At 40.2% G+C, this 14,125-nt stretch carries 12 protein-coding genes; all 12 read left to right on the top strand.

Annotated elements, in window-relative coordinates; translation table 11 throughout:
• Positions 1-8 precede the first annotated feature (8 nt).
• The 12 genes from H4J61_RS16065 to H4J61_RS16010 all read left to right on the top strand — a co-directional run bounded on the left by H4J61_RS16065 (position 9) and on the right by H4J61_RS16010 (position 13,894).
• The gene (locus H4J61_RS16065) at positions 9-1,535 is read left to right on the top strand and encodes an NAD(P)H-hydrate dehydratase (protein ID WP_182186225.1); all 1,527 of its coding nucleotides are present in this window, start codon (positions 9-11) and stop codon (positions 1,533-1,535) included.
• 16 nt (positions 1,536-1,551) lie between these two features.
• A complete protein-coding gene (gene tsaE / locus H4J61_RS16060) occupies positions 1,552-2,037 on the top strand; it encodes a tRNA (adenosine(37)-N6)-threonylcarbamoyltransferase complex ATPase subunit type 1 TsaE (protein WP_220461294.1) in 486 nt (161 codons plus the stop codon).
• A gap of 97 nt (positions 2,038-2,134) precedes the next feature.
• Entirely contained in the window at positions 2,135-3,454 is a 1,320-nt protein-coding gene (locus H4J61_RS16055) for an N-acetylmuramoyl-L-alanine amidase (protein WP_182186214.1), read from the top strand.
• A gap of 7 nt (positions 3,455-3,461) precedes the next feature.
• Positions 3,462-5,444, top strand: a complete 1,983-nt coding sequence (mutL, locus tag H4J61_RS16050) for a DNA mismatch repair endonuclease MutL (RefSeq protein WP_182186576.1) — start codon at positions 3,462-3,464, stop codon at positions 5,442-5,444.
• Positions 5,441-6,397: a tRNA (adenosine(37)-N6)-dimethylallyltransferase MiaA gene (miaA, locus tag H4J61_RS16045; RefSeq protein ID WP_182186212.1), complete on the top strand. Its 957-nt coding sequence runs from the start codon at positions 5,441-5,443 to the stop codon at positions 6,395-6,397. Before mutL ends, miaA begins: the two co-directional genes overlap by 4 nt.
• Positions 6,398-6,527: 130 nt before the next feature.
• Positions 6,528-6,776 carry an RNA chaperone Hfq gene (hfq, locus tag H4J61_RS16040; RefSeq protein WP_182137317.1) on the top strand — a complete coding sequence of 83 codons (249 nt, stop codon included), beginning with the start codon at positions 6,528-6,530 and terminating at the stop codon, positions 6,774-6,776.
• Between the two features lie 33 nt (positions 6,777-6,809).
• Positions 6,810-8,096, top strand: coding sequence for a ribosome rescue GTPase HflX (hflX, locus tag H4J61_RS16035; protein WP_182137318.1), 1,287 nt, complete (start codon positions 6,810-6,812; stop codon positions 8,094-8,096).
• 66 nt (positions 8,097-8,162) lie between these two features.
• Positions 8,163-9,308, top strand: a complete 1,146-nt coding sequence (gene hflK, locus H4J61_RS16030) for an FtsH protease activity modulator HflK (protein WP_182137319.1) — start codon at positions 8,163-8,165, stop codon at positions 9,306-9,308.
• Positions 9,309-9,311: 3 nt separating this feature from the next.
• Entirely contained in the window at positions 9,312-10,196 is an 885-nt protein-coding gene (gene hflC, locus H4J61_RS16025) for a protease modulator HflC (RefSeq protein WP_182137320.1), read from the top strand.
• Between the two features lie 129 nt (positions 10,197-10,325).
• Positions 10,326-10,511, top strand: a complete 186-nt coding sequence (locus H4J61_RS16020) for a DUF2065 domain-containing protein (protein WP_182186209.1) — start codon at positions 10,326-10,328, stop codon at positions 10,509-10,511.
• Between the two features lie 126 nt (positions 10,512-10,637).
• Positions 10,638-11,936 (top strand): adenylosuccinate synthase, encoded by a 1,299-nt coding sequence (locus H4J61_RS16015; RefSeq protein WP_182137322.1) that lies wholly within the window; start codon positions 10,638-10,640, stop codon positions 11,934-11,936.
• A 716-nt stretch (positions 11,937-12,652) separates the two neighbouring features.
• Positions 12,653-13,894 carry a malic enzyme-like NAD(P)-binding protein gene (locus tag H4J61_RS16010; protein WP_182186207.1) on the top strand — a complete coding sequence of 414 codons (1,242 nt, stop codon included), beginning with the start codon at positions 12,653-12,655 and terminating at the stop codon, positions 13,892-13,894.
• Positions 13,895-14,125 lie beyond the last annotated feature (231 nt).

Raw genomic sequence — 14,125 nt, 5'->3', positions numbered from 1 at the left:
TATTAAAAGTGTCAAATAGTTTAACACATCATGCTTATAAGGTTAATCAACTACAACGCTATGAGGCTGACGCCGCACAAGCAGTCGGTATCAATTTATTTCAACTAATGGAACGAGCAGGCCGTGCGGTGTTCAGTCAAATACAGCAGCATTTTCCCGCCGCGACTAAGCTCCTCATTGTTTGCGGTAAAGGCAACAATGGTGGCGATGGTTATATTGTTGCCAGATTAGCCCATCAAGCCGGTCTAGCTGTCACTGTGCTGGTTAATGCTGAGCGCGAATCTATTACGGGCGATGCACAACAAGCGCTAACCTTACTTACCGTGCTGCCAGTAAAAATTGATTTTTGCCCGCAAAGTGAGGCAATGGAAACCCTTGTAGCTGGGTTTCAAGCAGGTGTTATTGTTGACTGCTTATTTGGTATTGGTTTTAGCGGGGTATTATCTCCAGCCCTTGTTGACTTGATTACTCAGATAAATAACCAGCCATGCCAACGGGTGTCGGTTGACGTGCCGTCAGGACTTAATGCTGACTTAGGGACAGTATTAAGTGTTGCGGTCAAAGCCGATTTAACGGTGACATTAATAGCCTACAAGCAAGGTTTATTGACGGGGCAAGCCGCAAACTATGTCGGTAATCTAGAGCTTGAAACGCTCGGCGTAAATCGGGTGTTAGCGGCGTTAACCACAGCGGCATGTTTTCGCCAAAGTGAGAAAAACTTACCGGCTATTTTACCCAGAGCCCCTTGCAGCCATAAAGGTAATATTGGCATGTTGCTAGCGGTTGGCGGTTTTCACGCCTTTACCGGCGCTATTTGTTTGGCTGCAGAGGCAGCTTTGCGAACGGGTGCTGCACTAGTCGGTGTTTGTTGTCACGAAAAGTCACGTAACACTTTACTGACCAGACAAGCAGAGCTGATGGTAGTGGCAAATTCAGCCGAAAGCTTAAAGCGTTCAGCGCTACTAAAAAAAATAAAAGTCATCATACTTGGTCCTGGCTTAGGGCAAGAACTTTGGTCAAAAGCGTTATTTAATTTGGTGATCAAGCGGCCTGAGCTAAAAGTAGTTGATGCTGATGCCTTAAGGTTACTTGGCAAAAGTGCATTAAAAAATACTCAATGGGTATTAACACCTCATTCCGGTGAAGCGGCGGCTTTGTTGTCATGCTCGATTGCTGAGGTTGAAGCGGACCGATTTTCAGCGGTAAAAAAAATAGCGCAACAATATGGCGGCGTATGTGTGTTAAAAGGTGCCGGTACACTGGTATCTAATGGCGATATTGTTTGGGTTAATAGTACGGGTAATGCAGGCATGGCCAGTGGTGGTATGGGTGATGTGCTCAGTGGTATTATTGGCGCACTAATCTTACAAAGTGAGGATTTATTTGTCGCTGCCCGCTTAGGTGTCTATATTCACGGTCGTGCAGCTGATATTATTGCCCAAAAGCACGGTCAAATAGGGTTACTTGCGAGTGATCTATACCCCGAAATTCAGCGGCTAATTAATGGTAATTACGCTGCAGATAAGATACTTTAGAAGTAATAACAATACGATGAATAATTTTGTGACAAAAAAAAACTTTATATTGGCCGATGAATTGGCAACAATCGCTTTGGGTAAACAATTAGCTGATATTGTAAAAACAGAGTTGAAACAAGGGATTATTGTTTACCTAAATGGTGATCTTGGTGCCGGAAAAACCACCTTAACACGAGGTTTTGTGCAAGGAATGGGGCATGTCGGTAATGTTAAAAGCCCAACCTATACCTTAGTTGAACCCTATGATTTAGCAGACTGGCAAGTGTATCATTTTGACTTATACCGGCTAGCTGACCCTGAAGAATTAGAGTATATGGGCATTCGAGATTACTTTAATAGCCAGTGTTGTAGCTTTATAGAGTGGCCTGAAAAAGGTCAGGGCATGTTACCAGAGCCAGATATGATTATAAATTTAGCTTATCATGATGAGCAGCGTCAAGTTTCACTCCTGGCTAAAACAGTTTTAGGTAAACGCTTATTGTCAATTTTAGCGCGGTAGCGCGCTTTATTGCTCACAGATAGTTTCAGCGCAGTTCAATAAGAAAAGTAACAGCTAAAAAAGGCTGTTGAAAGGCCCTTAAAAGGTAAGTGATTCAATGCGTTTAGCAAGTTTTTCAAGAAAAATAATAGTCATACTTATGCTCTGTCTAGGCATAGTAAGTATTGCTAACGCCAGCAACAGTATTGACAGTGTGCGGGTCTGGCCTGCGCCTGAAAATACTCGTATTGTTTTTGATCTTAGTCAACAACCTGATTTTAAATACTTTTCATTACAATCCCCTCAACGCTTAGTGATCGATTTTAAAAATAGTACAAACTATGTCGATTTAATGTCGGTGATAAAAGCTGACCGCCGAGTGAAAAAAATTCGCACCAGTCGCTCAAAACAGCAAGGAACAACTCGCTTAGTACTTGAGTTAGCGGATAACTTTCGTATCTCTGTATTTCCGCTGGCGCCTGCGGGGCAATACGGTGACCGGCTGGTTATTGATCTCTACGACAAACAAAGTCAGACCATTGCACAACATGACAATAGCCAAGGTAAACGCGATATCGTTATTGCTATTGTTGCCGGTCATGGTGGTGAAGACCCAGGTTCTATAGGTGCTGCAGGTACTTATGAGAAACGCATAACCTTAAAGATAGCGCAAAAACTGGCTAATTTAATTAACAAAAAGCAAGGTCTAAAAGCGGTGATGATCCGCAGTGGTGACTATTATGTTAACCATGATCGTAAAACTGAATTAGCCAGAAAATCTAAGGCTGATCTGCTTATTTCTATTCACGCTGACGCCTTTACCTCATCACAACCCAACGGTGCATCAGTGTTAGTACAAGCTACGCGTCGTGCTGATTCAGAATTTAGCCACTGGATTCAAAACCGAGAAAAAAATTCTGAACTACTCGGTGGTGCAGGTGAAACCATTAGAAAAACTAAGGATAACAACTTAGCAATAGCACTGGGTGATATGAAGAAAGAATACACTATGGCAAGCAGTTATGATTTTGCTGAACATGTGGTTAAGCAGCTTAAGAAAGTCACAAGGCTACACAAGCATAAGCCAGAACGTTTAAGCTTAGCGGTATTAAAATCTAATGATATTCCGTCAGTATTAATTGAAACCGGTTTTATTTCTAATCCACAAGAAGAAAGACGTTTAAATAATGCCAATCATCAATATAAGTTGGCTAAGGCAATATATATTGCGGTAGATGACTATTTCTCTCGTAATCCACCTGATGGCACATTAATCGCTGCGACACGATTTCGTGAACACAGGGTCAGCCGCGGTGAGTCGCTTTCTGTAGTTGCTCAGCGTTATAAAGTTTCCGTTAGAAAATTAAAATCAGCCAACAATCTCACATCTAATGTAGTTAGAATTGGCCAAACACTCAAAATACCACAGGCAGATTAATCTTCGCATGACCATTGCCATATTACCCGCTCGCCTCGCCAACCAAATTGCCGCTGGTGAAGTCGTTGAACGTCCAGCCTCGGTTGTTAAAGAACTGGTAGAAAATAGTATCGATGCTGGCGCTACAAGCATTAAAATAGACATTGAAAAAGGCGGTGCCAAGCGCATTCGCATTATCGACAACGGCAAGGGTATTGCCAAAGCAGAGTTAGCGTTAGCGCTGAGCAGACATGCCACCAGTAAAATTAAAGACCTTGATGATCTTGAAGCCATTAGTAGTTTGGGCTTTCGTGGAGAGGCATTAGCCAGTATTAGTTCTGTCGCACGGTTAACTTTAACCTCTAAGCCTGAAGCACAAGCGTCAGCGTGGCAAGCGAATGCGGAAGGGCGTGATATGGCTGTGTCAATCAAGCCTGCTGCTCACCCAAATGGTACGACAATTGATGTGAGCGACTTATTTTTTAATACGCCAGCAAGACGAAAATTTTTACGCACAGAAAAAACAGAGTTTGCTCATATTGAAGAAGTGATTAAACGCATTGCTTTGGCAAATTTTGCTATTACTTTTGTTCTTACTCATAACCATAAAGTGGTTAAACAATTTCGCGTCGCTAATTCATCAATACAGCGTAGTAAAAGGGTTGCACAAGTTTGTGGACAAAAATTTATTGATCATGCGATAGAAATTAATTGCGAACATGATGGCCTACATTTACAGGGTTGGATTGCCCAGCCAAGTTATTATCGTAACCAAAATGATCTTACCTACAGTTATGTTAATAATCGTATGATGCGCGATAAGTTAATTAATCATGCCATTCGTCAAGCTTATGCCGATTTATTGCCCAGTGACAGCTACCCTGCATTCGTCTTGTTTCTACAACTCGATTTTTGTGAAGTTGACGTTAATGTGCATCCGTCTAAACATGAAGTACGTTTTCATCAAGGGCGTTATGTGCATGACTTTATTTATTCTGTCTGTAATCGTGCCTTAACTAATGAGTTAGCGCTCAAGGTTGATAATAGTACCGGCGAAATTTTAACGCCTGATAACGAGGTTCAAAGCCCTCAGCAAGCTGAGATTCAAGCCCCTAGCTTCATTACCCCTTTACGGGCAAGTACTGATAGTGATCGGCAAAGTAATGCCTTAGCTAGAGATCTGGCTGCAAGCCAAAAGGCTGAATATAGCGCTGATAACAAAGACCCGCGAGTTAGCAGCAATTTTTCTCAAGCTAATGCGCGACATTATTCGACAAAAATAAATCCTCAAGCGAGCAAAGCCTACAGTGATTTAATGACACCGTTAGCGCTTAATTCACAGGTAACTGAGCCTGAACTACCGGCCATAACCACTGATGTAGCACCAACAGCCGCCATGCCAATATTGGTAAATACTGCACCATCAAGTCAAGATGAAATGACAGATGCGACAAAAATTTTATTCTGGCAGGCCCCACATTACCTTGTTATTCAACAACGCCAGGCGTTACGTTTATTATCAGTGAACAAGCTCGAACACTTGTTACGGCTGCAAGTTATCCAGCAACGTTGGCATGAAAAATTGGTCAGTCAGCCGTTATTACTGCCAATAAAAATTAAGGTCAGTGAAAAAGTAGCAAAATTTGTGCAAATAAATGAAAAACAATTTCAGCATATGGGCATAGAAATTCGTCAGTTACAGACCAGCACATTACAAATTCGACAATTTCCTGCTTTGCTAAGAAATAAAGATATAGCTAATAGTTTTGATAAGCTAATTAAACAGTTAGACGTTGAAAATCAAGAGAGTGTCTACGCAGAAATTGATTGGCAAATGGCATTAGCTAGCCTTATGCTAAGCGAAGAATGTACGCAAGCACAGGCATTACAAGTTTGGCGAAATGCTGAAAGTGATTTTAATTGTCAATTTGAACAGCAACTACGCTTGAATTCGGTCGCCATAGACCTCACATCTTCAGTAAATGAGTTAGATAAAATATTACCGAAATGACTAAGCTGGCAAACCAAGAGCATATTGACGATAAACAGCCACCCGTTATTTGTTTAATGGGGCCTACAGCCTCAGGTAAAACTGCTCTAGCAATGGCATTATATGATGCACTACCTTGTGACATTATTAGTGTTGATTCAGCGTTAGTTTTTAAAGGTATGGACATTGGTACGGCGAAACCAACAGCGGATGAATTAGCGGCTTATCCACATCAATTGATCGATATTAAAGATCCAAGCGAAAGTTATTCTGCCGCTGATTTTTGTCAAGATGCGCTTAAGGCCATTGCAAAAAGTCGAGAAAATGGTCGTATTCCTTTATTGGTCGGCGGTACTATGATGTACTTTAAAAGCTTGATTGAAGGTATTTCGCCATTGCCTCAAGCTGATCAAAGTATTAGAGATATAATAGCGTTAGAAGCGGCTGACAAAGGTTGGTTGGCTATGCACGAAGAGTTGCAAAGTTTTGACCCTGTTTCAGCAGAGCGCATTCATCCTAATGATCCGCAACGACTTGCAAGAGCGATAGAAGTTTATCGAAAAACAGGTAACACTTTGACACAATTGACCGAAATAAAAGGTGATAAAGTCAACGGGAATATTTTACAATTTGCGATAGCACCGAAAGAACGTAGTGACTTGCATGCACGAATAGAGTTACGCTTTACGCAAATGATAGCACAAGGCTTTGAACAAGAAGTTACTGGCTTGAAAGCAAGGGCTGATCTGGACCTTGACCTGCCGGCTATCCGTTGTGTTGGCTACCGACAAATGTGGCAACATTTAGCGGGCGACTATGATCACGATGAGATGGTTTTTAGAGGTGTTTGTGCAACACGTCAGTTAGCAAAAAGACAGTTAACCTGGCTACGGAATTGGCAAAATTTACATTGGTTAGATATGGAAGATGAAAATAATTTAAAAGTTATTTTATCGGCAGTAAGCAAACTTTAAACATTGATGTATAATTAAAACAGCTGTGTATTAACCAGCTAGTTTTATTGAATAATTTTAATAAAGTATTTTTAATAAAGTATTCAACAGAATATTTAACTTTCACTAAAAATAAAAAAGGTACCTAATAATGGCAAAGGGGCAATCTTTACAAGACCCATTTTTGAATGCGTTACGTCGTGATCGTATTCCTGTAGCAATTTACTTGGTTAATGGCATTAAACTACAAGGGCAAGTAGAGTCATTCGATCAGTTTGTAATTTTACTTAAAAACACCGTTAGTCAAATGGTATATAAGCACGCTATCTCAACGGTAGTACCCGCTAGAGCGGTAACTAGTATGCCAGTCCCACAAATGAATCAGGACATAGAAGATTAATGCAAAAAACTAGTATTGTATTGAGTCGCTCATTTGTTTGATAGATATCAGGCAGGTGAGCGGGCTATACTTGTTCATTTAGATTTTCCCGATGATAATACCCGTGAAGACTTACAAGAGTTTGAAATGCTTGTAAGTTCTGCTGGTATAGGTGCGTTAAATACCATCACAGGTAAACGCGCTACTCCGCACCCGAAATATTTTGTTGGTACAGGTAAAGTGCAAGAAGTGGCTGATGCTGTGCGCATGTTCGATGCGAATATTGTCTTGTTTAATCATAGTTTATCGCCATCTCAAGAAAAAAACATTGAAGCCTTGTGTCAATGTCGTGTGGTTGATCGTACGACGCTAATTTTAGATATTTTTGCCCAACGAGCTCGAACTCACGAAGGTAAATTACAAGTAGAATTAGCACAGTTACGCCATATGAGTACACGATTAATACGCGGTTGGACTCACTTAGAGCGACAAAAAGGTGGTATTGGTTTACGTGGGCCAGGCGAAACTCAGTTGGAAACAGATAGGCGTTTATTACGTGATCGTATGGTCAATATCCGTAAACGCTTGGGAAAAGTTGAAAAGCAAAGACAACAGGGGCGTCGGGCGAGAACTAGAGCTGAAATCCCAACACTTTCTTTAGTGGGTTATACCAATGCCGGCAAATCAACATTATTTAACCAAATAACCCAAGCAGGTGTGTACGCCGCCGATCAATTGTTTGCCACTTTAGACCCCACTTTGCGTAAAATTGAAGTAGATGAAGTCGGTCGTGTTATTCTGGCTGATACCGTAGGATTTATACGTCATCTACCCCATGATTTAGTGGCCGCATTTAAAGCGACGTTAACTGAAACAAGAGAAGCAGAGTTGTTGCTGCACATTATTGACATTGCTGATGAACGACGTAGCGAAAATATTGAACAAGTAGAAGAAGTTTTAAAAGAAATAGAAGCGGGTGATGTTCCACAACTATTGATTTGTAATAAAATAGACCAGTTAGATGATGTTGAACCCAGAATTGATCGTGATGATCAAGGGCTACCCATTCGTGTTTGGCTGTCAGCCCAAAAAGGCATTGGCATTGAGCTTTTATTTCAAGCACTGTCAGAACGATTAGGTAAAAAAATTATCAAACACCTACTTTGTTTACCGCCTAGTGCCGGTAAACTTCGTGGTCAACTTTACCAGTTAAATTGCATTACTGATGAGCATTATGACGAGCATGGTAATTGTTTATTAGATATAAAATTACCGGTGAGAGAATGGAATCAGTTACTAAAACAAGACGAAGCAGAAATAGAGCACTTTATTCACACTTAACAGACTGATATATTAGCGTGGTTAATATAGCAGTTAGCGCATTAATTTTTTATAGCGGAGAATAGCATGGCTTGGAATGAACCGGGGAACAATGAGAAAGACCCCTGGAAAAACAAAGGTGGCAAAAATCAAGGCCCACCTGACTTAGATGATTTATTAAAAGATATCGGCAATAAATTTGGCGGTATTTTTGGTGGCAACAAATCAGGAGGCGGTGCGGGGAAAAACTTTTCTAGTATCGGCATCATGGTAGTGCTTATTGTGGCTATTTTGGGCTACGCCTTCGCTGGCTTTTTTACTATTAAAGAAGCTGAAAAAGGTATCGTTTTACGCTTTGGTCAGTATGCTGGCACGGTAGAACCTGGTTTACGTTGGAAGTGGACGTTCGCTGAACGTATTATTCCAGTTGATATGCAAACCACACGTAACCTTCCTTCTTCAGGCTTTATGCTAACAAAAGATGAGAATGTTGTTCGTGTTGAAATGCAAATTCAATATCGTGTAGTTAATGCACGTAATTATATTTTCAGTGTTACTAATGCTGATGAAAGCTTAAGCGAATCGCTTGATAGTGCTCTGCGCTATGTGGTTGGTCACTCAAGAATGGATGACATTTTGACCAGCGGTCGTGAAGCTGTGCGCCAAGCAGTATGGACAGAGTTAGAAGAAATTATTAAACCTTATAATTTAGGTTTGATTGTTGTCGATGTTAACTTCAAGGACGCTCGTCCTCCTGAAGAAGTCAAAGACGCTTTTGATGACGCCATTGCTGCACAAGAAGATGAAGTGCGTTTCTTACGTGAAGCGGAAGCGTATGCAAGAGGCATTGAACCTCGTGCTCGTGGTCGTGTTAAGCGTTTAGAACAAGAAGCATTAGCTTATAAAGCGCAGATACTACTTGATGCAGAAGGTGACGTTGCTCGTTTCAACAAGTTATTACCTGAATATCAAGCAGCACCTGAAGTTACCCGTCAGCGTATGTATTTAACGTCGATGGAAAAATTTTATAGCAACACCAGTAAAGTAATGGTTGATGTTGACGGCGGCAATAGCATGATTTATCTACCACTAGATAAAATTATGCAACAGCAGTCTAGTAGTCAACGTGCTACGCAACAATCAGTACCGGCGATAAACCAGTCGTCAAATAGTACTAATACTGCACCAGCATTATCCGGTCGTAATGATCGTTTCAATAATGGGAGAGACTAAGCCATGAAGAATTTTATATTGGCAATTATTGCCTTAATACTTGTGCTAACAGTTTCGTCTGTTTTTGTTGTGACTGAAGGCCAACGTGGCATAGTTTTCCAGTTCTCAAAAATTACGCGTGACGGTGATACCGGCGACATGAAAGTTTATGAGCCAGGTTTACACTTTAAATTTCCATTTATTAACACAGTACGTAAACTTGATGCGCGTATTCAAACTTTGGACGAAGAGCCAGATCGTTTTGTAACATCTGAGAAGAAAGATTTAATGGTCGACTCATTTGTTAAATGGCGTATTGTTAACTTTTCAACCTATTATTTGCGTACTTCAGGTTCAATTGAGAACGCTCGCGCGTTATTGAAACAGAAAGTAAATAATGGCTTACGTACCGAGATTGGTACACGTACGATTAAAGAAATTGTTTCTGGCGATCGAGATGACATCATGGCCCAAGCATTAGAAAGTGCTACCAGTAGCCGTGAAGATTTAGGTATTGAAGTGATTGATGTTCGCATTAAGGCTATCAACCTACCTACAGAGGTCAGTAATTCAATTTACGAACGTATGCGTGCTGAACGTACTGCTGTGGCGAAAGAACATCGTTCGCAAGGCCAAGAGCAAGCTGAAATCATTCGTGCCACTATTGATGCTAAAGTAACGGTTATGTTAGCAACAGCACAGAAGAATGCACAAGAAGTTCGTGGTGAAGGTGATGCCCTAGCAGCAAAAGTCTATGCCGACTCTTATACACAAGATGCTGAGTTTTATAACTTCTTCCGTAGTTTAGAAGCTTATGAAAACAGTTTTAGCTCTAAGAGTGATATTTTAGTTATTAAACCTGACAGTAATTTCTTTAATTACCTAAAGAATGGTAAAAAAACTAATTAGTAGTTAAGGTTAAAGAATAATTTAAAAGCCATGACATTGTCATGGCTTTTGTGTTTTTATCACTTGAAAAATGTACTCAAAGTGTTCTAGATTTGGTTTTGATTGTATGGGTTTATATAAGGAATTTATATGCTGTCTACGTTGCTAATGGCATTTGCTATTGCGTTAATTATTGAAGGAGTGATTCCGGCACTATTTCCGAATAAATGGCGAACCTATGTTTTAAAACTAGCCAATGAACCGGTTAATACTATTCGTCAAATAGGTTTATTTTTGCTGTTAATCGGTATTATGCTGTTTTGGACAGTAAATTAATTCCTTTGCTAACTCTGCACTACCACAGGTTTTTTTAATAACGCATTAAAATTCAACAATTATTGCTTGGACTCAATATTGATATTTGATAGAATCCTCGCCTAATTTTCTTACCAAAATGTGAACATGGGTAAAAACGTCGTAGTTCTAGGCACCCAATGGGGTGACGAAGGTAAAGGTAAAGTCGTCGACTTACTTACTGATAAAGCCAAATATGTAGTGCGCTATCAAGGTGGCCACAATGCGGGTCACACACTAGTCATTGATGGTGAAAAAACCGTTTTACATCTTATTCCATCTGGCGTATTACGTGACAACGTAAAATGTTTAATCGGTAACGGTGTTGTTCTTTGTCCTAAAGCACTTATGACAGAAATGGCCATGTTAGAAGAACGTGGCGTACCAGTACGTGACCGTCTTTTAATCAGCGATGCATGTCCATTAATTCTTCCTTATCACAACGCATTAGATGCCGCTCGTGAAAAAGCGCGTGGTAGCAAAGCTATCGGTACTACAGGCCGTGGTATTGGTCCAGCTTATGAAGATAAAGCTGCTCGTCGTGGTTTACGTGTTGGTGATTTATTTTGTGCAGAATCATTTGCCGTGAAATTAAAAGAAATTATGGAATACCATAATTTTGTTTTAACGCATTACTACCAAGCTGAGCCAGTAAGTTATGAAGAAGTACTTGCTGATGCTATGGCTGTTGCTGACATAATTAAAGGCATGGTTGCTGATATCTCTGAAATGCTAGATCAAGCGCGTAAAGCGGGCGAATCTATCATGTTTGAAGGTGCACAAGGTACATTGCTTGATATTGACCACGGAACATATCCGTATGTCACCTCATCAAACACCACAGTGGGTGGCGTTGCTACTGGTAGCGGCTTTGGTCCACTTTACTTAGATTACGTGCTAGGTATTACTAAAGCATACACAACACGTGTTGGTTCAGGTCCTTTCCCAACTGAATTAAATGACGAAGTGGGTAATCACTTAGGCACTGTAGGGCATGAATTTGGTGCAACTACTGGCCGTGAACGTCGTTGTGGTTGGTTTGACGCTGTCGCTATGCATCGTGCGGTGCAAGTTAACAGTATTAGTGGTTTTTGTTTAACTAAGCTTGACGTTTTAGACGGCTTAAAAACATTAAAAATATGTACTGGCTACAAAACAGCTGAAGGCGACATTATTACTGTGCCACCAACAGCAGCTGAGGGTTACGAAAAAATTACCCCAGTGTATGAAGAAATGCCAGGTTGGAGTGAAACCACCGTTGGTGCTACGTCTATTGACGCTCTACCAGCTAATGCGATTGCTTACATTAAACGTATTGAAGAAATTACTGGCGTACCTGTTGATATTATTTCAACTGGCCCAGATCGTATCGAGACCATGATTTTAGTTAATCCGTTTGACGAATAATTAAATTTCTACGTTTTAATCACTTTTTAAAAACCACCTGCTAGGTGGTTTTTTTATCGCTAAAATTCAGTCACTATTTACCTCTGCATTTTTAAATCCCTTTGACTAATTTAACCAATCTATTGTTTCACCGGCAAAAATGGATAAATACAAGGCATAAAATGTAGTCAGTAGTTATGCTACTTAGCAGTTTTATAATACGGTATTTTCTGATGTTAACCCTTTTAAGTGAGTAGATAATTAATCCACTCGGACTGGCAAGCTAGTGGCAATATCAGCATTAAAATTTAGCTTAAGCCTTTTTAATCTGGGCGAGAGCATAGTTATAAAGATCATTAAAAGCATGGTTAACACTATAGTTAAAAGTAAAGACAGATCTACTTTGGTTAATTTTGTTAGTCAGTATGAAATGATACAAATTCACAAAGCTTTACAAGTAAAACAAGCGGCTTAAACTTAATCTATATAATTAAACTGCTTATGGTTTGATAAAGTATGCTAATCGCTATTTTGATATCAATAGTTAACGCTTTATGTCCAATATTTAGCTAGGTTATGTGAAATATCAAACTATTCAGGCTATATTAATTATAGCTTGTAGCGAATTAATATATACAAAACAGCTTGAAATTAGACATCGCATTGCAATAGTATATAAATAACCATAATAGCTCTAACGTAAACTCACGCATAAGACTCACACATTAGGAATAAACATGACAGATCTTCGCCAACAAGCACTTGATTATCACCAATACCCAACGCCGGGCAAAATTAGTGTTGAATTAACGACCCCTGCTGAAACAAGCAAAGATCTCTCGCTCGCTTATAGCCCTGGTGTTGCCGAACCTGTTCGCGCCATTGCTGAAAATCCTGATGACGTTTATAAATATACCGGCAAAGGCAATACCGTTGCTGTTATCACCAATGGTACCGCTATTTTAGGTTTAGGAAACTTAGGGCCAATGGCCTCTAAACCTGTGATGGAAGGCAAAGCGTTATTGTTTAAACGTTTTGCTGGCATTAATTCGTTTGATATTGAAGTTAACCATAAAACCGTTGAAGACTTCATTAACACGGTAGCTAATATTGCTGACAGCTTTGGTGGCATTAACTTAGAAGATATTAAAGCACCTGAATGTTTTGTTATTGAAAAGGCGCTCATTGAACGCTGTAAAATACCGGTATTTCATGACGATCAACACGGTACTGCTATTGTAACGGCAGCGGGAATGATAAATGCGCTAGAAATTCAAGGTAAAGAACTTCGACACGCTAACATTGTTTGTATGGGGGCTGGCGCTGCAGCCATTGCCTGTATGGAACTGTTGATTAAATGTGGCGCACAACGTGAAAAAATTTATATGCTCGACACTAAAGGTGTTATTCACACCCGCCGTGACGATTTAAATGAATATAAAAAATTATTTGCTAACAATACGGATAAGCGCACGCTAGAAGACGCCATCGATGGTGCTGACGTATTCATTGGTGTATCTGGCCCTAATTTACTATTACCTTCACACATAAAGCTTATGGCCGCTAAGCCCGTGATTTTTGCTTGTTCAAATCCAGATCCAGAAATTAAACCTGAACTGGCTATGGCAACACGCGATGATTTAATTATTGCTACCGGTCGTTCAGACTACCCAAACCAAGTAAATAACGTACTTTGTTTCCCCTTTATTTTCCGTGGCGCTTTAGATGTGCGCGCACGTATCATTAATGATGAAATGAAAATTGCCGCCGTACATGCCATTCGCACCTTAGCAAAAGAGCAAGTGACGGCAGAAGTATTAGCGGCTAGTGGCTGTGACGAGTTAAATTTTGGTAGAAATTACATTATCCCAAAACCTATGGACTCACGTTTACGTTCGGCTGTCGCTATTGCGGTTGCACAAGCAGCAGTGGACTCAGGTGTTGCGGCACTCGCAATGCCAGCGAATTACCAAGGCTAACGGTTACGCTTGTAAGCAATGTAGCCTTAGATCGAGAATGAAATAGAAGGGAAGCTTATTGCTTCCCTTTTTTTTGGGCATTTTTTAATTTAACGTTCAACGTTCAACGTTCAACTTAGACATCGGCAACATCAAACATGGCTAATAAATTGATAACAGTGAATGAGATTGGCACGATTTGCTAGCGTAGTTACAAAATTGCTACTATTATGGCTATTACTAATATAGCCA

The sequence above is a fragment of the Colwellia sp. MB3u-4 genome (assembly GCF_014077065.1).
GTDB lineage: Bacteria > Pseudomonadota > Gammaproteobacteria > Enterobacterales > Alteromonadaceae > Cognaticolwellia.
The sequence above is the reverse complement of the archived record's forward strand: the minus strand, read 5'-3'. Positions and strand labels throughout refer to the sequence as shown.